21 protein-coding genes and 1 riboswitch are annotated in these 21,092 nt (G+C 53.6%); of the genes, 14 read left to right on the top strand and 7 right to left on the bottom strand.

The genetic code is table 11. The features are described 5' to 3' along the window. Positions 1-108: 108 nt before the first annotated feature. Positions 109-462: a hydrogenase maturation nickel metallochaperone HypA gene (gene hypA, locus Dvar_RS02555; RefSeq protein WP_419660164.1), complete on the top strand. Its 354-nt coding sequence runs from the start codon at positions 109-111 to the stop codon at positions 460-462. Positions 463-464: 2 nt separating this feature from the next. Next, the gene (gene hypB / locus Dvar_RS02550; protein ID WP_419660163.1) at positions 465-1,253 is read left to right on the top strand and encodes a hydrogenase nickel incorporation protein HypB; all 789 of its coding nucleotides are present in this window, start codon (positions 465-467) and stop codon (positions 1,251-1,253) included. Positions 1,254-1,413: 160 nt separating this feature from the next. Here hypB and Dvar_RS02545 read toward each other — a convergent pair whose 3' ends face one another. From Dvar_RS02545 to nifU, 3 genes are read right to left on the bottom strand one after another with little or no spacing between them, the layout of a single operon-like run. Further along, positions 1,414-3,051 carry a mucoidy inhibitor MuiA family protein gene (locus Dvar_RS02545; protein ID WP_419660162.1) on the bottom strand — a complete coding sequence of 546 codons (1,638 nt, stop codon included), beginning with the start codon at positions 3,049-3,051 and terminating at the stop codon, positions 1,414-1,416. A gap of 19 nt (positions 3,052-3,070) precedes the next feature. After that, complete coding sequence (gene nifS / locus Dvar_RS02540; RefSeq protein WP_419660161.1) at positions 3,071-4,240, bottom strand: cysteine desulfurase NifS; 1,170 nt, start codon at positions 4,238-4,240, stop codon at positions 3,071-3,073. A 3-nt stretch (positions 4,241-4,243) separates the two neighbouring features. Then, the gene (nifU, locus tag Dvar_RS02535; RefSeq protein ID WP_419660160.1) at positions 4,244-5,068 is read right to left on the bottom strand and encodes a Fe-S cluster assembly protein NifU; all 825 of its coding nucleotides are present in this window, start codon (positions 5,066-5,068) and stop codon (positions 4,244-4,246) included. Positions 5,069-5,301: 233 nt separating this feature from the next. Here nifU and amrB point away from each other — a divergent pair, with 233 nt between their 5' ends. Beyond that, positions 5,302-6,153 (top strand): AmmeMemoRadiSam system protein B, encoded by an 852-nt coding sequence (gene amrB / locus Dvar_RS02530; RefSeq protein ID WP_419660159.1) that lies wholly within the window; start codon positions 5,302-5,304, stop codon positions 6,151-6,153. Between the two features lie 163 nt (positions 6,154-6,316). Here amrB and Dvar_RS02525 read toward each other — a convergent pair whose 3' ends face one another. Continuing rightward, a complete protein-coding gene (locus Dvar_RS02525; RefSeq protein ID WP_419660158.1) occupies positions 6,317-7,645 on the bottom strand; it encodes a nicotinate phosphoribosyltransferase in 1,329 nt (442 codons plus the stop codon). After that, complete coding sequence (locus Dvar_RS02520) at positions 7,642-8,163, bottom strand: cysteine hydrolase family protein (RefSeq protein ID WP_419660157.1); 522 nt, start codon at positions 8,161-8,163, stop codon at positions 7,642-7,644. The genes Dvar_RS02525 and Dvar_RS02520 overlap by 4 nt, the downstream gene beginning before the upstream one ends. Before the next feature lie 134 nt (positions 8,164-8,297). On the opposite strand from Dvar_RS02520, the gene Dvar_RS02515 reads away from it, so the two are divergent. The 11 genes from Dvar_RS02515 to Dvar_RS02465 all read left to right on the top strand — a co-directional run bounded on the left by Dvar_RS02515 (position 8,298) and on the right by Dvar_RS02465 (position 18,815). Further along, complete coding sequence (locus Dvar_RS02515; protein ID WP_419660156.1) at positions 8,298-8,666, top strand: hypothetical protein; 369 nt, start codon at positions 8,298-8,300, stop codon at positions 8,664-8,666. A 187-nt stretch (positions 8,667-8,853) separates the two neighbouring features. Beyond that, positions 8,854-9,978, top strand: a complete 1,125-nt coding sequence (locus tag Dvar_RS02510; protein ID WP_419660155.1) for a hypothetical protein — start codon at positions 8,854-8,856, stop codon at positions 9,976-9,978. A 33-nt stretch (positions 9,979-10,011) separates the two neighbouring features. Further along, positions 10,012-11,610, top strand: a complete 1,599-nt coding sequence (locus Dvar_RS02505) for a heavy metal translocating P-type ATPase (RefSeq protein WP_419660154.1) — start codon at positions 10,012-10,014, stop codon at positions 11,608-11,610. Between the two features lie 147 nt (positions 11,611-11,757). Further along, positions 11,758-11,958, top strand: a riboswitch (cobalamin riboswitch). 194 nt (positions 11,959-12,152) lie between these two features. Beyond that, positions 12,153-12,848 (top strand): cobalt transporter CbiM, encoded by a 696-nt coding sequence (cbiM, locus tag Dvar_RS02500; protein WP_419660153.1) that lies wholly within the window; start codon positions 12,153-12,155, stop codon positions 12,846-12,848. Further along, positions 12,838-13,602, top strand: a complete 765-nt coding sequence (cbiQ, locus tag Dvar_RS02495; RefSeq protein WP_419660152.1) for a cobalt ECF transporter T component CbiQ — start codon at positions 12,838-12,840, stop codon at positions 13,600-13,602. The genes cbiM and cbiQ overlap by 11 nt, the downstream gene beginning before the upstream one ends. After that, entirely contained in the window at positions 13,578-14,273 is a 696-nt protein-coding gene (locus Dvar_RS02490; protein WP_419660151.1) for an energy-coupling factor ABC transporter ATP-binding protein, read from the top strand. Before cbiQ ends, Dvar_RS02490 begins: the two co-directional genes overlap by 25 nt. A gap of 194 nt (positions 14,274-14,467) precedes the next feature. Then, positions 14,468-14,875 carry a MarR family winged helix-turn-helix transcriptional regulator gene (locus Dvar_RS02485; protein ID WP_419660150.1) on the top strand — a complete coding sequence of 136 codons (408 nt, stop codon included), beginning with the start codon at positions 14,468-14,470 and terminating at the stop codon, positions 14,873-14,875. 209 nt (positions 14,876-15,084) lie between these two features. Continuing rightward, positions 15,085-15,588 carry a hypothetical protein gene (locus tag Dvar_RS02480; RefSeq protein WP_419660149.1) on the top strand — a complete coding sequence of 168 codons (504 nt, stop codon included), beginning with the start codon at positions 15,085-15,087 and terminating at the stop codon, positions 15,586-15,588. Positions 15,589-15,606: 18 nt separating this feature from the next. Next, on the top strand, positions 15,607-16,299 hold the full coding sequence (locus Dvar_RS02475) for a PspA/IM30 family protein (RefSeq protein WP_419660148.1): 693 nt from the start codon (positions 15,607-15,609) through the stop codon (positions 16,297-16,299). Then, a complete protein-coding gene (locus tag Dvar_RS02470) occupies positions 16,296-16,979 on the top strand; it encodes a YqiJ family protein (protein WP_419660147.1) in 684 nt (227 codons plus the stop codon). The genes Dvar_RS02475 and Dvar_RS02470 overlap by 4 nt, the downstream gene beginning before the upstream one ends. 30 nt (positions 16,980-17,009) lie before the next feature. Continuing rightward, on the top strand, positions 17,010-18,815 hold the full coding sequence (locus Dvar_RS02465) for a flotillin family protein (protein ID WP_419660146.1): 1,806 nt from the start codon (positions 17,010-17,012) through the stop codon (positions 18,813-18,815). A 3-nt stretch (positions 18,816-18,818) separates the two neighbouring features. Here the strand turns inward: Dvar_RS02465 and Dvar_RS02460 are convergent, their stop codons facing one another. Next, positions 18,819-20,234, bottom strand: coding sequence for an MFS transporter (locus Dvar_RS02460; RefSeq protein ID WP_419660145.1), 1,416 nt, complete (start codon positions 20,232-20,234; stop codon positions 18,819-18,821). Between the two features lie 215 nt (positions 20,235-20,449). Continuing rightward, on the bottom strand, positions 20,450-21,061 hold the full coding sequence (locus tag Dvar_RS02455) for a hypothetical protein (RefSeq protein ID WP_419660144.1): 612 nt from the start codon (positions 21,059-21,061) through the stop codon (positions 20,450-20,452). Between the last annotated feature and the right edge of the window lie 31 nt (positions 21,062-21,092).

Below are 21,092 nucleotides of genomic sequence, written 5' to 3'. Positions count from 1 at the left end.
TGAAGATGGGTATCCAGAATTTGATGAACTCGAAAAAAATGCTGGACTCGTCATGCCGGACTTGCTCCGACATCCAGAACATATTGAAAAAAAAATCAGGTAATCATCATGCACGAAATGGGAATCGCCATGGAAATCGTTGAGATCACCAAGGCATCCATCCCCGAAGATATGAAGGGCGCCAGGGTTCAACGGGTCAACCTGCAGGTAGGCAAACTGTCAGCCATCGTCGCCGACAGCCTTACGTTTTGTTTTGATTTGGTGATCAAGGACACGCCCCTGGAAGGCGCCGAACTGGTCATCGAAGAGCTGCCGGTAGTCGTCCGCTGCAAGGATTGTAAGGCCGAGTGGACGGTCACCGAGCCGGTTTTTACCTGCCAGGAGTGCCAAAGCGGTAATATTGATATCCTTTCCGGACGGGAACTGGATATTCGCTCCATTGAAATCGAAGACGAGGATTGACCATGTGGAATTTCACCAATCGCATTATCAAACGTTATCACCATGACCATCACCATCATGGTCCCCATGATCATGATCACCATCATCATGGCCATGCAGTGGAGACCCGCAAGTCAGGCACCCGCGAAATCAAGGTGGTTCGGCGGGTACTGGACGCCAACGATATCATGGCGGACCGCATGCGCACGGTCTTCAAGGAAAATAAAGTCTTTGTGCTCAATATGATGAGTTCGCCGGGATCAGGCAAGACTACCACCTTGCAAAAGACCCTTGCGCGCATCATGCCCGATTTGCGCTGCGCCGTGATCGTGGGGGATATCTGTACCACCAACGATGCCGACCGGCTGGCTCAGTCCGGCGCACCGGTTATCCAGATCAATACCGACGAATTCGGTGGCGATTGCCACCTGGCAGCCCATGTGGTGGAAAAGGCCGTGGCCGATATCGATCTGGCCGGCATCGACCTTTTGATTGTGGAAAACATCGGCAACCTGGTGTGTCCGGCCGAGTTCGATATCGGTGAAGACAAACGCGTGGTGGTACTGTCGGTCACCGAGGGGGAGGACAAACCCGCCAAATATCCGCTGATGTTCCGCGAGTGCGACGCCACCCTGCTCAACAAGATCGATCTGCTGCCCTACCTGGATTTCGACATGGACCTGGCCCGCCAGACCATCGCACAGATCCATCCCAACATGCCCATTTTCGAAATATCGTCCAAAACCGAGGCTGGATTCGATGGGTGGATCGGGTGGTTGAAAGGTCAGGTAAACGAAAAAATCAAAGACTGATTGGTAAGCGATATCTTAGAGCCTGTTTTGGAAGTCAGGATCAGGCCCGATAACAAGGCGGAAAGTGGCTCAAAAGCGGAGCATATATGTAATATGTGAGCATTTTGAGACACTTTCCAACGCCGTTAGCGGGCCTTAGACGGATTTACCAAACAGGCTCTTAAAGGCCACTCAACTGACTGCCCGCCGGATACTCAACAATAAAACAAAGCGGCAGCTCACGCTTTTCACCATCGGCAAGCGTGACCTGCCACTTTATCTTGGATTCATCGTCCAAGGTAATCCCGGCATTTTCTTCCTTGAATGAAGGTGAAATCGCCTTGACCGTGATGTCCTTGTTCTCGGCAATCGGGAGCTGGTCAACCACCTCGATCTCTATGTCTTTTTTGCGGTTGTTGGTAATCCGGATCTGGTAGTCAAACTGCTCGCTGATCCGCTTGGCCATCAGGCCCTGGTTCTTTTTGAAGCGCCTTAGAAACCGGTGTTCAATTTTAATTCCTTCATCCACCCCCAGTGACACCGCCATCTCCTGGCCCGGCATAACCAGCGAAAGCTGTGATACCGAGACGAACGCACCGTCGAAGAAAACATTGGCCTTGCCCGGCAGCAGCGGGAACTCGGAGTCATTGTTTATCTTCCCGGTCAGGTAGGCGAATTCAGATAGTTTGGGCGTTGCCGCATATCGAAACGATGCCGGAAACTCGCGGCGCAGAATGGACACGCGGGTACTGTTGTTATCACCGCTGATGGTTCCACCGCCACCCACCACAAAAACAACCGACGTTCCGCCGCTTTCAACCGAGGCCGCCGGGAAATCCATTTCCATCTCAGGCATACCGTCGTCGGCAATGCCGGATGCGGATGCCTTCATGGCCTCTTCAAACGGCGCATTCGCTTCGGCCTTACGGCTTTTGGCCCTTGGCATGCTCATGACCGGCGCGGGCTGGTAAAAGGCCAGCCGCCAGGGATGCAGCTCCGGCATGACACCGGACACATTGACCCTTGCCGTAGACAGTTTCAGGGCCACATCCTGCCAGGCTTCCCCGGTTGCCTGATTCACCAGGGCATCATATTCAACGCTGATCGTGTCACTGTCGCTGGTGGCCCGCAGACTGTACACGGGCCTCCAGGATGGACCGGTAATTACGTAAGACAGATCCAGGGTGATCTTGCCGGCCTTTTCCTTGGCCACACTGACTTTGATAATGTTGCGGGAGCGTTCGACGCCGTCTCCCAACGACTCGAGCTGGGTATATACGTTCTCGAGGTCGCGTTCCACCTCACGCACCGATTTTTGCGAGGCCAGCATCCGGCTTCTGATTTCCCCGTGCTGATCGTGATAAAAGGCAAGCATCTTTTGCCAAGCACCCACATCCAGGGCCGCACCTGCAGTCGCAGTCGGCACACGGCCCTCGGCAGGCGGCGCGCTGGCCGGTGTGGTGACAAAATCGGCAATTTTATCAATCAAGGCCTTTTCGCTTTCACAGGCGTCGATGCCCAGTTTGATTTCAGTCCGTTTATCTTCGAGATCCTGAGCCTGTTTTTGTAAAGCCCGCTTTTTCTCATTCACATCCTCGACAAAATATTCCGTTTCGAAAATGCATTCCCCCAGGGTGGCCTCCCCCGTGCCTTTGACCTGGATATTGTCCCGGTCCAGCGAGGCCGGCAAATCGGTAAAGACCAGGGTGTGCTTGCCGGCGGCAAGTTCGGCACTGGCCGTTCGGCTGATCATTGCCCAGCCTTGATATACCGTAACCGCACTGATTTTGGATTCGACCTCGGTACGCGTTATATCCATGGTTTTTCTCCAATTAAAATCAGGCAATCCGTCCTTCCTGCCAGAACGGCGACATCTGCCGCAATCGCTCGATGATGGGCGGCATTTTCTCGATGATGAAATCGATTTCTTCTTCGGTGTTGTAGATGCTCAAACTGAAACGGATGGAGCCGTGGGCAGCCGTGAAGGGCACCCCCATGGCGCGCAGGACGTGACTGGGTTCAAGGGAGCCGGAGGTACAGGCCGAACCGGATGAGGCGCAGATACCGTGCTGATCCATGAGCAGCAGGATCGCCTCCCCTTCGATGTATTCAAAGGCAATGCTGGTGGTATTGGGCAAGCGATTCTCCGGGTCACCATTGATCATGCTGCGGGGCACGCGTTTGATCAATTCGGTTTCCAGTTTGTCACGAAGGGCCCGCACTCGGGTGTTCTCGTCGTCCATGGTTTGCATGGCCAGCTGGGCCGCCCGGCCCATGCCGATGATGGAAGTGGTGTTTTCTGTACCGGCACGGCGCCCGCCCTCCTGGTGGCCGCCCATAAGAAACGGGGCGAACTTGGTGCCCTTGCGGAGGTAAAGCACACCGATGCCCTTGGGAGCGTGAAGCTTGTGCCCGGACAGGGACAGCATATCAACGGCCGAATCGGCCATGTTGATGGGAATCTTGCCCACGGCCTGAACCGCGTCGGTGTGAAAAACGATCCCCCGTTCGCGTACCTTGCGGGCAATTTCCTCGACCGGAAAAATGGTGCCTGTCTCGTTGTTGGCCCACATGATGCTCACAATGGCCGTATCATCGGACAGGCTTTTGTACAGGGTGTCCAGATCCAGCCGGCCCTGCCTGTCCACGGGCACGAAGGTGGTCCGGTAGCCGTTTTTGCCCAGATGCTCGACCAGGTTTTTTACGGCCGGATGCTCCACCCGGGTGGTGACAATGTGTTTTCTGTCCGGGTTTGAACGAATGGCTGCGTGAATGGCCGTACTGTCGCTTTCCGTGCCGCAGCTGGTAAAAAGGATTTCTTCGGGCTGGGCCCCAATCAATTCAGCCACATACCCGCGGGCCGCCTTTAGCTCGGAGCCCACACTGCCACCGAAGGTGTGCATGCTGGAAGGATTGCCGTAAAAATCTGAAAAATAGGGCAACATGGCCTCGACCACCTCCGGCGCAACACGCGTGGTGGCGTTGTTGTCCACATAAATGGGTTTCATCGGCTATACCTCCTCCACAACCAGATCCTGGGAGACCAGATCCTTGAGTTTGGTTTCGACATAATGCTTGAGGGTGATCTGGGATTTGCTGCACGATGCACAGGTTCCGCGCAGCTTGACCAGCACACGGTCGCCATCCACATCCACCAGCTCGATGTCGCCGCCATCCTGATTCAGCGCCGGTTTGATCTCCCGTTCCAGGGTGGCGTCGATCATCTTTATCTTCTGGATGTTGGTCAGGGTTTCAGGCTTTTTCGCCGCCCGGGGGGCGTTGCCCAATATGTCATCGATGATAAACTGGATCTTGTCGTGACAGTTACTGCAACCACCGCCGGCTTTGACATAATCGGTCACCTCTTCAATGGAAGTGAGGCTGTTTTCCTTTACGGCCCGCTCGATCTGTTTATCGGTCACGCCGAAACACTCACAAACAATCTCACCGTCAATCTTCTTCTCGCCTTCCCCGCGGTAATAGGCGATGGCTTTTTCCATGGCATCCCGGCCCATGACCGAGCAGTGCATCTTCTCCTTGGGCAGGCCGCCTAAAAAGTCGGCAATGTCCTCATTGGTGACCTTGGCCGCTTCGTCCAGGGTCATGCCTTTAACCATCTCGGTCAGCGCGGATGACGAAGCGATGGCGCTGGCGCAGCCGAAGGTCTGGAATTTGGCATCGGCAATACGCTTGTCATCGCCCAGCTTGAAGGTCAGTTTGAGCGCATCACCGCAAGCCAGGGACCCCACCTCTCCAATGCCGTCAAAATCGTCAATGAAACCCACATTACGCGGGTTCAAGAAATGGTCTTTCACTTTATCGGTATATTCCCACATGGTTTCCTCCAAGGTTCAAAGGTTCAAAACGGCATTGCGCCTTGTTACCGGGCCTGATCCAGCATTTTCAAACATACGTTTTCAGCATATGCCGACCGGCTGTTTGCTTTATCGCTTTACCTACTATAAACATGATCTTTTAAAAAAAAAGTCGTGACCTTGCCGTTTTTTCCGTGTAAAATTGGGCATATCCCCGAAAACCAAACCGTTTTGCTAAACAGGAGGTTTTACTCATGGACCTTCGAAAATCCATTTTTTCCGGAAGCTGGTATCCGGCCGACCCGCGCGAGTGCGAAGCCCAAATCAAGGCTTTTCTGGAAGAAGGCCGACGCTATCATACCACCATCACCAATCCCGTAGGCGGCGTTGTTCCCCACGCCGGCTGGTATTTTTCAGGCAGCGTCGCCTGCAATGTCATCCATCGGTTGTCCCAGGGGGCATCCCCCGATGTTGTGGTCGTATTCGGCATGCACCTGCACAGCGGTTCCGCGCGGTACATGATGCCCGAGGGAAACTGGGAGACGCCTTTTGGGCCGCTTGCCGTGGACACCGACCTGGCAAACGCGCTGACCCATCGGCATACCTTTCAGATAGAAACCACGACCCACTATCAACAGGACAACACCATCGAGTTGCAAATGCCGTTTATCCGGTATCTGTTCGGCGATGTGCGCGTCGTGGCCATGGGAGTACCGCCTGCCGACGAGACCCTGTCCGTGGCACGATCGGTCGTGGATATCGCCCGGGACCAAGATCTATCCATTGCCGTAATCGGCTCCACGGATCTGACCCATTATGGTCCCAATTACGGATTTACCTCCCAGGGTAGCGGCGAGAAAGCGGTGCAGTGGGTGCGCGATGAAAACGACCGGCGCGTCATTGATGCCATGCTGCGCATGGACCCGCAAGCCGTCATCCGGGAAGGGCTGACCCATGACAACGCCTGTTGCAGCGGGGCTGCCGCGGCGGCGATTACCGTCGGCAAAGCCATGGGAGCCGAAAAAGCCGAAGAACTGGTTTACGCTTCAAGCTATGACAAGAGCCCGGGAAGCAGTTTTGTGGGGTATGTGGGGGTCGTGTTTTAATTCAATAAAGAATTTTTTCCCGGACACCGCATGTTGCTGCGGCCATGGTAGATCTTTGGATCTGAGTGTAAAGTTTTAAGTGGTTAAGTGTTAAGTTGATGTATTCTATCGATTCTATTAAAAAATAGACAAGATCCTTCCCTTAACACTTAAAACTTTACACTTAACACTTTTCTTGTAACGCCTTTAACCGATCACTAACCGCCACCGGATAGATGTCCGCATTTTCCAGCCGCTTGTAGCAATCGTCCAAGCGCTTAAAATTTTTAGAGAAATTAACACGAATATCCGATAGCGGCGGCATTGGCCCCACCAGTCGACCGTTTTTCATCACCGGTTTCAACAAAGCGGTGGCGTTATCCATGGTCTCGTCGCTAGTCCCGATGATATCACCGATAAAGCGGCCATCAGCGGATGTTTGGCGGAACACCTGTTTTTTTCCGGCCAGGGTCCGCTTGCCTTCACTTTGTTTGCGCACGTCGCGGTCGCCCACGCGCACCATCTTATAGACCATGTCCAGATAGGGTGCGTCCGCCGATACTCCCATGCGGGTACCTACCCCAAAGGCATCGATACGGGCACCGCTTTCGATCAGATGCGTGAGGATATACTCGTCAAAACCACTGCTGGCGAATATCTGTACTTCCTGCAGGCCGGCATCGTCCAGAATCCGGCGCACTTCACGGCTCAGCGCCACCATGTCACCACTGTCCAGGCGCACCCCCTGCAAGGTGTGCCCCTTTTGCTTCATGCGCTGGGCCACCACGGCGGCGTTTCTGGCGCCTTGTATGGTATCGTAGGTGTCGATGAGAAACACGGCATTGTCCGGAAACAGGTCAGCGTATGCTTCGAACGATTCGGTCTCCGATTCGAAGGCACCCACAAAGGAGTGCGCCATGGTGCCGGAAATGGGAATATCCCAGCGTTTCCCGGCCAGAACATTGCTGGTTGCCGTGAACCCCGTGATATAGCTCGACCGGGCCACCGTCATGCCGGCATGGCTGCCCTGGGTGCGGCGTAAGGAGAAATCCACAATGGGACGGCCGCCTGCGGCATGCACACAACGCGCGGCCTTGGTGGCCAGCATGCTGGCCAGGCCCATGGCGTTGATCAGATAGGTTTCGAGTATCTGGGCTTCAATCAGCGGGGCGGTCACCTCCATGACCGGCTCGTTGGGGAAAAAGAGTTCTCCCTCATCCATGGCCACGACATCACCGGTAAACCGCAAGGCGGAAAGATAATCGAGAAAGTCGCGCTTGAATCGGCCTGTACTCTCAAGCCAGTCGATCTCCGCCTGGCTGAAACAAAACCGGCTCAGCGCATCCAGCACCGGCTGCAAGCCGGCGGCGACAAAATAGCCGCGCTTGGGGTGGGATCTTACAAACAGGGAAAAGGTCGCCGTCTCATCCATCTTCCGGTGAAAGTAACCGGCGGACATGGTCAGTTCATACAGATCGGTAAACAGAGGGCCGGGAAAATCGTTCGCAATCATTGGACTATCGCTCCGTACAAACGCTCCATACGCAGCAGCGCGTGCTGGTGTGCATCCGCATCAAAGTCGGCCACGCCGGCTCGGTGAACAACGGTGCGGTAATCGCGGTTGGCCAGACCACCGACGGTGTCCATCACACAAATGGAGGTACACACGCCAACCACCTCGACCTCATCAGGCTGATGGTCGGTGAGGATTTTTTCCAGTGGTGTGCCGTAAAAGCCGCTGTAGCGGGTTTTGGGCAGCACCTTTTCATCCTGCTCGGGGGCGAGTGCATCAATGATCTGACTGCCCCAGGTGCCGGCAACGCAGTGCTTGGGAAATTTTTCAAACTCCAGGTCATCTTCCGCGTGGGCGTCCTGAAGAAAGACCACCAGGCTGCCGGCCTTGCGATGGGCCGCCAGCCGTTCCTGAATAAAAGGAACAATCGCCCGGGCACCGGGCCCGCAGTATAATGCGCCCTTTTCGTCTATAAAATCGTTTAACATGTCAACGATTATCAATGCCCCCCTGGTCATAAAACACCACCTTTGTTGTGCTGCTCTCAGCCATTTTTGATGGCCTAAAATAATCAAGAAACAATCATTTGTAAATAACTGGATATTGATTAACCGTCACTTGACTGCTAAACGATTAAGGAAAGGAGGATCCCATGAAATACATCATTTATGCACTGGGTTTTGCATGGATCGCGGCCGGCGCATTCGCCATTCTCTATACGGATACGTACAAGTCATCGATCGAGCGCCTGTTGAGTCAGGTCAACCGCATCTGGCTGGCCCTGATTCCGCTGATCGTGGGTGTGTTGTTACTGCTGAGCGCCTCGTCGACCAATCACGGCGGGTTCATTGCTCTGATCGGTGGATTGGCCATCGCCAAGGGCCTGTTGATTTATTTCAATCCCGCAGGCTTTTTCCATACCGCTAGTGCTTGGCTGGTGAACCTGTCCGATCAGGGGTACCGGCTGATCGGAATCATCGCCCTGGTGCTGGGGACGGTGGTCATCTCCTGGATTCAATAATAGCGATCCCATAAGCGCCCCGATATCGGCGTTACGCGGCTCCCTCGTCACTGCGGAGTACTTTATGTACGCCTCCCTCCTCGGGATTCGCAAGCCTTGATCTCGAGCCGCTTATGGAATCGCCCGGGAACCTGTACATACGTTTTTATATTCTAATCGCTTGTATAAACATCAGGATAAACTACCCGTGAGCCGTCAGTTGCATAAATATGGCGCGCTGTGGCAATGGTTGACGATCGCCATGCTGATGGCCGCCCTGCCCCTGGTCGGCATCCTTGCCGCCGGATACGACCTTTTGCCCTACCTGGAAATCCCGCCGACCACCCGGTATGTCCAACACGCTGGTTTCTCCTGGCCTTGGTTTATCTTCTTTGCCACGGCCAATTTGCTGTTGATGGGAGGGCTGGCGGTTGCCTTGGTCTATGGCCGGGTCAACACCAAAAAGATGGTTCCCAAGCCGCTTCCTCCCACTCCTTTTCCCTGGTGGGGCTGGGCAGGACTGGTTTTATGCCTGCTCTTCTGGGTTTTCGCCTGGCAGCGCTTCACCTGGTTCCAGCCTTTTCAGCGCCACACCTTCCAACCCCTGTGGACCGGTTTTATTTTTTTCATCAGCGCCCTTGTGGTCAAACGCAGCGGCAGTTGCCTGCTGGTTCGGCGCCCCTTGAAATTTCTGCTGCTGTTTCCGGCCAGTGCCATGTTCTGGTGGGTTTTCGAATACTTCAATCGTTTTGTGCAAAATTGGTACTACACCGGGGTCGAGGGTATGAGTCCTTATGAATACAGTTTTTTCTCAACCCTGGCCTTTGCCACGGTACTACCCGCCGTAATCAGCATGACCGAACTTTTACTCACCTTCCCGTCCCTTTCAAAAGGACTGACCCACGGCCGCGCCATCAGCCTGCCGGCATCGGTCTGGCTGCCCCGCATCACACTGGCTGTGTCGGCCATCGGCCTGGCCCTGATCGGAATATTTCCGGATCAGCTTTTTGCTTTACTCTGGGTCTCTCCGCTTCTCATCATTCTCTCCCTTCAAGCCCTTGCCGGCCAACCGACCCTGCTGCATCCTTTGCGACGCGGCGACTTTCGCCCGCTGGTGGTGCCGGCCCTGGCCGCATTGATCTGTGGGTTTTTCTGGGAATTGTGGAATTACTACAGCCTGGCCCGCTGGACCTACGCGGTTCCTTTTGTTCAGCGGTTCCTCATCTTTGAAATGCCCATTGTAGGCTTTGGGGGCTACCTGCCCTTCGGACTCGAGTGTCTGTTGGCCGGGTCGATGGTGGTTGGAAATCTGTTCAATTTCCAAAATCATTAATCATACATCCAACAGAATTCCTGTACCTTCATCATGGTACTCGGCGCCTTTATCGAGGAAGCGGTGAGTGACAGAGCCAGAGGAGCCATCGAAACCCTTGTCAAAGCCAATCCGCAGACGGCCCTGATTGAAAAAAACGGCCGCACACAAACCAAGCCCATCAATGCCGTTGAAACCGGTGAAATCGCAATCGTCAGGGCAGGTGATACGATTCCCGTGGACGGCCATATCACTGAAGGATCCGGCGCCATTGACGAGTCTTTGCTGACCGGCGAGGCGTTTCCCGTATTCAAAGGGCCGGGAGATAAGCTGTCTGCCGGCACCGTGAACAGCGACGGCTTTATTAAACTTATCGTCAGTCGAACGGGAAGTGATGCAACCATCGGCCGTATCATCGACCTGATCCAACATGCCGAAAACAGCAAAATTGAAAGCACGCGAATTGTCGACCGCTATGCAGGCTATTTCACACCGATCATTCTGACGATTGCAGCATTGACCTACTTTTTCACCCGGGACATTAACCGTGCCATTACCGTATTGGTGGTGGGCTGCCCCTGCTCGTTTTTGTTGGCTGGTCCGGTTGCGACTGTCGCGACCGTGGGCCGGGCAGCCAGATCCGGTATGATGATCAAAGGCGGCCGCTACCTTGAAAAAATCGCCCAGGCCCGATCTTTTTTCTTTGATAAGACCGGCACCCTCACCGCCGGTAAACCGGTTATCACGACAATCCGGCCGGCGGACGGATTTACCCAAGAGAAATTATTGGCGATGGCTGCCGCCGTGGAACAGGGAAGCACCCATCCCATCGCCCATGCGATTTTGAAAAAAGCGGCCAAAATGGGACTTGAAAAGAAAAAAGCCATTGACGTGGCCGCTGTTCCCGGCTCCGGTGTCAACGCCATGGTCGACGGCAGCGTTGTATCAATGGGTGCCGGCAAAACCGACAGTGCCACAGGTGAAACCATCGTTCAGGTTACAATAGATGGAAACCATGCCGGTGAAATCGCCATGCTCGATCGCGTCCGACCCGATGTGGCAGAGACAGTGAGTCAACTCAAGGCACTGGGGGTAACCCGGATGTCCATTCTATCTGGAGATTCAAAAAACGCTGTGAAGCGAGTTGCCGATGAGATCGGCATCACCGATTACCATTACCGTTTAAAACCCGAAACAAAAATGGGAATCATTCAAAAAACGAATTCCCTTGATACGGTCTTCGTCGGCGACGGCATGAACGATGCCCCTTCCCTTAAAGCGTCGGCGGTAGGCGTTGCCATGGGCCTGCGTGGGTCTGACATGGCCCTTGCCACCGCCGACATCGTGTTGATGAAGGACCGTATCTCGCTACTGCCGTTTCTGATTCGTTTAAGCCGGAAAATGACACGAACGATCAAAATCAATGTCATCATTAGCCTGGGCATAAACCTGGTTGCCATTTGTCTTGGAATAACAGGCCTTTTATCGCCGATTATGGGAGCCGTCGCACACAACGTCGGATCGATCCTGGTCGTTATGATGTCATCGGCAATCGCTTTTACTCGGGAAACCAATTTAAATGGTCGATCCCGTTTTAGTAGTCAATCCCGCCCCGCTTTCGATGTAATTAAAAGGGCAAACAAGATGGGGTAATCATTTTTTACCTGCGCCCTTAAGCCCTGTTCCCAGCGAACAGATTGACAAAATAGACCAATTCTAATAATTAGTCGGCGAATCGATTCGGCGCTGCATCCTTAGGTGTTCAGCCCGGCTGCAGCTGCCGGATCGGCCCGAGCCCCCAAAAGGGTAATGTATTCAGGTGTTTTAACCAAAACCAACAGGGAACTCCGTGAAAATCGGAGGCGGATCCGCCGCTGTGATCCTACCCGGCAATGTCGGGAACGCCCTCGAGCATCAGGCCACTGTTTCATAAAGCTGAAATGGGAAGGCGCTCGAAAGCGCGGGAAAGTCAGAAAACCTGCCTGAATACCTACACCGGTCATAGCTTCGGGAGTTAAGTTTGCCGGCAAATCGATACAGCCTGTCCTTCTTCGTACAAGGGCTGTGTATTCGCTCATAGCGTCTTTTCTTCAAGGCATTTGCCGTTCTCACTTTCTTCCTCATAGTTTTGACTTTGTTGCGTTCGTCAATTTTGTTTATAAACATGATCAGCCCGATCAATGGAGTGAAAGATTATGCACATATCAGAAGGTGTGCTTTCGGCACCGGTTCTCTTGAGCGGCGGCGCTCTGACAGTATTAGGCACTGCTATCGGATTGAAAAAACTGGACTATGACCATATGGCCCAGGTGGGCATCCTGTCATCGGCCTTTTTCATGGCATCCCTGATCCACGTGCCCATCGGCCCTTCCAGTGTCCATCTCCTTCTCAACGGCATCGTGGGACTGCTGCTTGGATGGGGAGCCTTTCCCGCCATCCTGGTTGGATTGGCCCTGCAGGCCATGTTTTTTCAGTTTGGAGGCATTACCGTTCTCGGGGTGAACACCTTGAATGTGGCCGGTCCGGCCGTTATCTGTTACTACCTGTTCGGCAACTTAGTAAAAAAAGATTCCGGTATGGCCCTGGTCGCGGCCTTTACCTGCGGGGCATTTTCAGTCCTGCTGACTGCCCTCATGGTCGCGATTTCCCTTCTTTTTACTGAAGAACATTTTGTTGAGGTGGCCACCCTGGTGGTAACCGCCCACCTTCCCGTGATGGTAATCGAAGGCATTGTGACTGCATTTTGTATCGGATTTCTTAAAAAGGTCAAACCGGATTCACTGCCTGGATTTTCAGGTACCCCGGGCCCCGCACCACCGTATAAGGAACGTACTTTAGCTATCGGCGCAAAAAAGCCTGAATCACGAAAACGAGCAACGCATGCTAAGTGAAGCCTTTGCCCAGGGCAAGTCCATACTCCACCGCCTTGATCCACGTCTGCGGATTGTCTTTGCCACGCTGTTTTCGTTCCTCCTGGCCGTGTCCATGGGATTTCCCACGCTGCTCGCCGGCCTGACTCTGTCCGTAATCCTGGTACTGACGTCCGGACTGCCCCTAAAGGACGTCGCCAAACGGCTGACGACCATCAACATCTTCAATATTCTGCTTTTCCTCGTACTGCCCATCACCTTCGCCCCCCCCCCTGCATTTCTTCTGGGGCCAGTGGCCTGCTCCCGGGAAGGGTTGCTCCTGGCCGCCCGGATCACACTCAAATCCAATGCCATTTTGATGGTGTTTATCGCCCTGATCGCCACCATGTCCATTGCCACCCTGGGGCATGGACTGAACCGGCTGCGCATGCCCCGGAAAATCGTCTACCTGCTCTTGATCGCTTACCGCTATGTGTTCGTACTGGAACAGGAGTACCAGCGGCTTAGCACGGCCATCCGGGTCAGGGGATTTGTTCCCGGTACCAACCTGCACACCTATAAAACCTATGCCTATCTGTTCGGCATGCTCCTGGTCCGCGCCCTGGCAAGGGCCGAACGGGTCTATCAGTCCATGCTGTGCCGGGGGTTTAAAGGAAAATTCTACTGCATCCATCAGTTTTCCTTCTCCTCCACCGATCGGATCTGGGCCGGTTATCTACTGCTAACCCTGATTTTACTGGGAGGAATGGAATGGCTGATGCCGACCCTATTTTGATTGACCTCAAGGACATCTGTTTTTCCTATCCGGGCCGGGGACGCGTCCTGAACAATTTGAACTTTTGCCTGGGCAAAGAACAGCGATTGGGCCTGATCGGCCCCAACGGCTGCGGCAAATCCACCCTCATGCATCTGCTCATGGGGCTGAACAAACCCGAATCCGGCACGATTCGAATTCTCGGCAAAACCATGCATGGAGAAACAGATTTTAGAAAGGCCCGGCGGCAACTGGGCTTTGTGTTTCAAAATGCCGATGATCAGCTATTTTCCCCCACCGTGATCGAGGATGTGGCCTTTGGTCTGCTCAACATGGGTAAATCTCCGCAAGAAGCAGTGGCACTGTCCCGGAAAATGCTTGAGTCCCTCAATCTAAGCGGATTCGAAAACCGGATCACCTACCAATTGTCCGGAGGGGAGAAGAAACTGGTGTCCCTGGCCACGGTACTGGTCATGGAGCCCCAGGTCCTGCTGCTGGACGAACCAACCACCGGCCTGGACGAGCGGACCGTTGAGCGAATCATCCGGGTGCTCAACGATCTTGATATCGCCTATGTGGTGGTCTCCCACGAATTTGATTTTCTGGCGCGGACCACAACGGATATCTACGCCATGAAAAACGGACAGATCGAATATAGATGCGGTTCTGATCAGTTTCGGGCCGCATCCTAATCTTTCAAAAAAATTCGAGGCACGGCCATCCACGATGTGACATTTCTTCCAGCCGCGCACAGAAAACAGATCACTCAAATGCGCTTGTCTTGTGGGTGTCAAACCTGTTTTTTCTTTCGCAGATGGTGTAAGAATGTGAATGAATCCGTTGTTATGGATAGCCATCAACGATCAATCACATGGGGGCACGACCTGTGAAAGAATTATCAGACCTGATCATTGAATTTTATGAAAAGCTGTCCTCGTGGGAACAATCCATTGTCGAAGGCAGCGGAATCACCTTGTCCCAGATGCACACCATAGAAATCCTCGGCGTTAACAATATGATCAAGATGAAGGATCTGGCCTCCAAAATGGGCGTGACAACCGGGACACTTACTGTGATGATCGACAATCTGGAAAAAAAAGGGCTCGTCCAAAGGATACAAAACCCGGAGGACCGCCGTTCTTACGTGATCCGATTGACCGATACTGGCAAAAAACACTACCGGCGCCACTCCAACTTTCACCTGGAACTTACCCGGGAGTGCACCAGCGGTTTTTCCGAAGCGGAAATCAAGATTTTCAGGAGACTTCTGGAAAATTTCATCAGCCAAATCTGATGAATCCGTAAAGCCTTTCCCCAACGATTATTTCCTTTTTAAGCTTGAACTGATAGCTGGTCGCGCCACATTGTTTTCATATGTATACATTTGCATATCTTTATTGACAAACGATTATATTTGAATAATTATGTCTTTACATAGACTCGAAAAGTCTTTTTGCAACTTTCCATTAAACACAAATCGCTATTAGGCCGAAGGAGTAAAATATGCCTTCAAAACAAGTGACCATCAGTGCCCGAATCTCGCAGGAGGATGCAGAATTCATCAGTCAGCTGACCATCGATGATGCCAAGACGCCCAGTGACAAACTGCGGGCGATTATTGCCGACACCAAACTGCGCTCAAACCGAAAACAGGATTACGCCAGCCGGTTGCAACACATCCAGGAACTGGTACAGCCGTGTCTGCGCAAAATTCGAAAAGCAGAGGTTGAAAACAACGTTCATTCCGAGTTAATTACTCGGTTGACCGAATGGATTCCCGATGCCCTGGCCTTCCTGCTTTCGTCTACTTCAGCACAAGATGATCAAGATCCACCCCAAGCGCTGTTTCAGCTTGAACAAGGTGTTGCCGAGCGACTGATCCGGCTCATGGAGTCGGTATTACAATTGGCCATTACCGAGCAATGCGCCTGTTACGATCCGGAAATCATGCGCACTAAAATCAAACCCGTTCTCGAACTGAGCCAGATCATCCTGGCCAAAAAATAAAAAGAAAGGACCGTTGCCATGAAAGAACGTTTGATTAACCGTATTGGCCGCATCATCAGTGGGAGCTTTAATTCTCTCGTGGACGCCATTGAGAACGCGGCCCCCGAAACGGTGATGGAAGAGGCCATTCGCGAAATCGATGCGGCCATTGACGACGTGCGTGCCGAACTGGGGCGCGTGATTGCCAACAAACATCTCGCCAACAACAGGCTGATGGCGGAAAATAAAGATCACGAGGATTTGTCCGATAAAATAGAGTTGGCTTTGGAAAACAAACGCGATGACCTTGCCGAGGCGGCGGTTGCCAGGCAACTAGACATTGAAGCCCAGATACCGGTCCTGGAAGCCACGATCAAGGATTGCGCCGACCAGGAAAAGGAGCTTGAAGGCTACGTGAGTGCCCTGTTGGCCAAAAAACGCCAGATGCAGGAAGAATTGCGGGAATACAAACAAAGCCGGGCCGACACGACGACCACAGGTGAGCCGGACACCGCCGCGTCCGGGGAGTCAAGCGATGTGGATCGCCGCGTGCGAGGCGCGGAATCGGCTTTTGAGCGCATCATGGAAAAAGCCACGGGCCTTCCCGGTGCATCGGGCAGCAGTGACCGGCAGACAGCCACCAAACTCGCCGAGCTTGAATCCATGGCCCATAAAAACAGGATTCAGGAGCGTCTGGTGGCCATTAAAAACAAAATGGAAAATGAGAAATGATCGCATTTATCCTGGCGGATCAGAATCTGCCCTTTGCCGTGGCGCTTACCCTGATGCTCTTGATCGCAGTACTTGAAGGGGTAACAACCATCTTGGGCATGGGGCTTTCCAGTATTCTTGAATCCTTGATGCCGGAAGTGGACATGGATCTGGATATCGATGCCGATATGGACGGCGCCGACATTCAGCCGTCCAGTCCGCTTACCCGAATGCTCAGTTGGCTGCGCATCGGCCAGGTACCGGTTTTGGTGCTGCTGGTGATTTTTTTGACCGCTTTCGGTCTGCTTGGCTTTGGCATCCAGTCCCTTGCCACCCGGATGGTCGGCACGTTCCTGCCCGTAACGCTGGCCGCGATCGCTGCCATTGTCCTGGCCCTGCCCATGGTACGCCTGTTGGGCGGCATGCTGGCCCGGATCATGCCCAAGGACGAAACCGAAGCGGTCGCTGAGAAGAGTTTTATCGGGCTGGTGGCGGTGATTACGACCGGCAAGGCCAGATTCGGCAGCCCGGCACAAGGGAGGCTGAATGATCGCTATGGCCAGTCGCACTATGTAATGATCGAGCCCGATGACGCCGAAGAAGAGTTTCCGCAAGGCACAGAGGTGCTTCTGGTCAGCCAGCAGGGGGCGACCTTCAGGGCGATTCAAAATACATCGGCCGCTTTGAAAAAAGAGCTTTAATACGCTTAAATTCAGATAGGAGGGAAAAACATGGGCGAACTATTTGGCATGCTCAATTTCACCAAAGTGATCTTCGTTGCCGGCACCATCCTTGTTGCCATGATCGTCATTGGTATGATCCTGGCCAGGCTGTACCACCGGGCGTCCAAAGAAGTGTCCTTCGTTCGTACCGGGTTTGGTGGACAGAAAGTCATCTTGAACGGCGGCGCTCTGGTTTTACCGGTGCTGCATGACACCATTCCGGTCAACATGAACACTTTGCGTCTGGAAGTCCAGCGGGCCAACCAGCAGGCCCTGATCACACGCGATCGCATGCGTGTGGATGTGATGGCTGAATTTTATGTGCGCGTCAAGCCCACCCAGGACGCCATTGCCAATGCGGCCCAGACCCTGGGCCAGAAAACCATGAACCCCAATGAGCTCAAGTCCCTGGTCGAGGGCAAATTCGTCGACGCCCTGCGCGCCGTGGCCGCGGAAATGGCCATGGAGGAATTGCATGAGCAGCGGGTCGATTTCGTCCAGAAAGTCCAGCAGGTGGTTTCCGAGGATCTGCTCAAAAACGGGCTGGAGCTGGAATCGGTCTCCCTGACCGGTCTGGATCAGACCGGCAAGGAATTCTTCAATCCGGACAACGCCTTTGATGCCGAAGGCCTTACCAAACTGACCGAAGCCATCGAGGAACGGCGCAAGAAACGCAATGATATCGAGCAGGACACCGAGGTAGCGGTGGCCAACAAAAACCTGGAGGCCCAGCGCAAAAAATACGACATCGCCAAGGAGCAGGAGTATGCCAGGCTGGAACAGGAACGCGAGATAGAGATTCGGCGGGCGGCCCAGGCTGCGGAAATCAAACGCGAACAGGCTGAGAAAAACCGAGAGGCCCAGCAGGCGGATATCGAGGCCAAACAAAAAGTGGACACGGCCAATATCGATGCCGAACGGGCGGTCGAAGAAGGACGCATCGAAAAAGACAAAATGCTCAAGGAAAGAGAAATCGCCAAGCAGAAAGCCGTTGAGACGGCTGAAATCGAGCGCCATAAAACCATTGAGCTGGCTGAGCAGGACCGCGCCATCGCCATTGCCGAAAAATCCAAAGCCCAGTCCGAAGCCCAGGCCGAGGCGGACCGCGCCCGGGCCACGGCGGTAAAGGAAGAAGAAGCCGTGGTCACGGTGCGTGAGACCCAAAAGGCCGAACGGGCCAAAGCCGTTGAATTGGTCGAAGCCGCCCAGGCCGCCGAGCGGGAGGCCATCAAAATCAAAGTGGCCGCCGAAGCGGAAAAGCTGTCCGCCATCGACAAGGCCGAGGCGGTGCGCACCCTGGCCAATGCCGATGCGGAAAAAGTCAGGATCCAGGCCCAGGGTGAAGCCGATTCAGAAATCCTGCGTGCCGAAGCCGCCGAAAAACGCTATGCGGTCGAAGCCGCTGGTAAACAGGCCATTCACGAAGCCGATAATATTTTATCCGAAGAACAGGTGGCCATGCAGATCCGTCTGGCCTTGATCGATCACCTGCCGGCAATCATCCGGGAAAGCGTCAAACCCATCGAGAACATCGACGGCATAAAAATCTTCCAACTGGATGGATTCGGCCCAAACGCCAATGCGAACACCGACGGCCAGCCCACCGCTGCCGGTGGAAACCTGGCCGATCAAGTGGTCAGCAGCGCCCTGCGCTACCGCGGGCAAGCCCCGCTGGTGGACATGCTGATGGCGGAAATCGGTCTTAAAGCCGGCGATCTCAATGGCCTGACCCAGGCCGTCCGGCAGCTGTCAGAAACCAAACCGGCTGATGATGAAAACGCTGCGGACACACTGCCGCCCCAAACGGACGAATAAAGGCTATCTCAACCGCCCCCTGAACATGGAAAAATAGATGCCAACCGTGCATAAAACGGCCGACACACTGAAAACCATCTGTACGCTGGCCATGAAACGATCATAATTGGCAGGTTCGATCACATGGTGCCCGACAAAATAGGTCAGCACCACAGTGGCAATGGCCATACTGGTCATCTGCCCCAAAAGGCGCATGGTGGCCACTGTGCCCGAAGCCAGGCCGTAATCCTTTTTATCCACGGCGCCCATGATGGCACTCATGTTGGGCGAGGAAAACAGGGCAAAGCCCAATCCCAACAGGATCAGGTTGCCGGTAATGAAAGAGATGCTGGAAGAGGCTGCGAGCTGCGTGAAAACAACCATCCCTACGGTGGTAATGCTCATCCCGGCGGTGGCCAAAAGCCGCGGCTGGATGCGGTCGGAAAGGCGGCCGGCCAGGGGAGAAAAAAGGGCCATGACCACTGGTTGCGCCATCAGGATCGAGCCGGCGGCCTGGGGGGGCATGCCCTTGATGTATTGCAGGTAGAGGCTCATCATAAAGGTCACGGCAAAAGTAGCCGAATAGTTGAGCAGGGCGGCCAGACTGGAAAAGGTAAAGGTCCGGTTTTCGAGGAACAGGGTGACCTCGAACACCGGGTCTAAAGCCCGGCGCTGCTGCAGAAAAAACAGCACCAGGCCAAGTATGCCAACCGGAACCAGGATCCATCCGGTCGCCCCTGGCAGAATCGATGCCCCGTAAACCAGGGCAACAATGGCAATAGCGTAAATCAGGCATCCTGGAACATCCAGACGATGACTCTCTTCATCGGCCCATTCCCCTTTCAGAAAAACCCGCGTGACCAAGATGGACATGGCCCCCAACGGAAACATGACCGCAAAAATACTGCGCCAGCCGAACTGCTGGGTCATCACCCCACCGATAAACGGTCCCACGGACAATCCCAAATAAACGGCCGAGACATACACGCCAATGGCCCGCCCCCGCTTGTGGAGAGGAAAAACCGACGTTAAAATGGCCATCCCCGTGGTCACAAAAAGCGCCGCCCCCAGCCCCTGAACAACGCGTAAGGCAAGAAAAGCAACCGTATTCCCGGCAATCACCGCGGCCGTGGACCCGATGGTATAGATCAAAAGTCCAATGGAGAAAACTTTTTTGCGGCCGTGAATATCGGCGATCTTACCAGCCGGAATCAACCCCACGGCCATGGCCAACAGATACGATGTGGCCACCCAGCCCAATTCAACAGCCGTCATCGCCAGTTCATGTTGAATGGTCGGCAGGGCCACGTTGACCGAAGAAATCATGAACGGCCCCATGAATGAGGTCAATGTGGAAACAAAAAGGGCCGATCGCTCGGCGGACGCTTGTTGTTTTGAAGTTCGGGACGGGACGGGATTGGGACTTCGGGATGGTAGCATCAATTTTCCGTTCAGCTGTGCAGTGTTCTCCACCATGTTTCATGCTATCGGTGATCACGGCGGATGTTAGCGCCTGTTTGAAAAGTCTGGATCAGCCAACCCACCATCATTTTGGGCCTGGACGCCGTAAGCAATTCAATGAAAAAACAAAGTTAGAATTTTGTAGGATCAGCGACGAAAAATCAAGGGTAGAAATTTAAAAAGCGCCCGTGCAATTAAGACTGTTTTTTTTCGGTGGACTGACGATCCCTGCATTTTTTACTGAGGGCCAGGAGGGTTATCTGCCGTGCTAAATCATTCGGATCGACAATCCCACGGAAAACGGTGATACCGAATTGTTGAGTCAGCTTGAAGGCGTTCTGATCTTTCTCATCGTCATCATCCAAAAGCAAAAAAAGGCAGCGGTTTTTTGTATGTTTATTCAATTTCAACATACGCATCGAGTTCTCAAAAGAGATATCGATATCCGAAGAAATCCCGATCAGCAAAGGATTGACGTTTTTAATGGTGTTTAACAATACCTGCAAGTCTTTCTTTACGACAACAGTAAAATGCTGCTTTTCAAGGGCAATAAGAATGAAAAACCACTGGCTGAAACATCCTGCACGGGAAACCTTACGCAGCCGGATTGAGGCAATTCTAATGTGACATGAATGGGTTGCTGATAGCTTGGATAACACCTCAAATATCTTCGGCGGTTTTACAATCGATCGGTGAAATTCCCGCTGAGCACCTTCAAAATTACAAATGCTGCAATCAGGGGGGCGTGGTTGACACCCTGTTTCCAGATCAATATACTCATCGGCACCAAACACCATTACCAACATATATTGATCGTCACTATAAAACAAAACGTGA

It is taken from the genome of Desulfosarcina variabilis str. Montpellier, from assembly GCF_048565275.1.
Classification (GTDB): domain Bacteria; phylum Desulfobacterota; class Desulfobacteria; order Desulfobacterales; family Desulfosarcinaceae; genus Desulfosarcina; species Desulfosarcina variabilis.
This window is presented reverse-complemented; position numbering and strand designations above follow the sequence as displayed.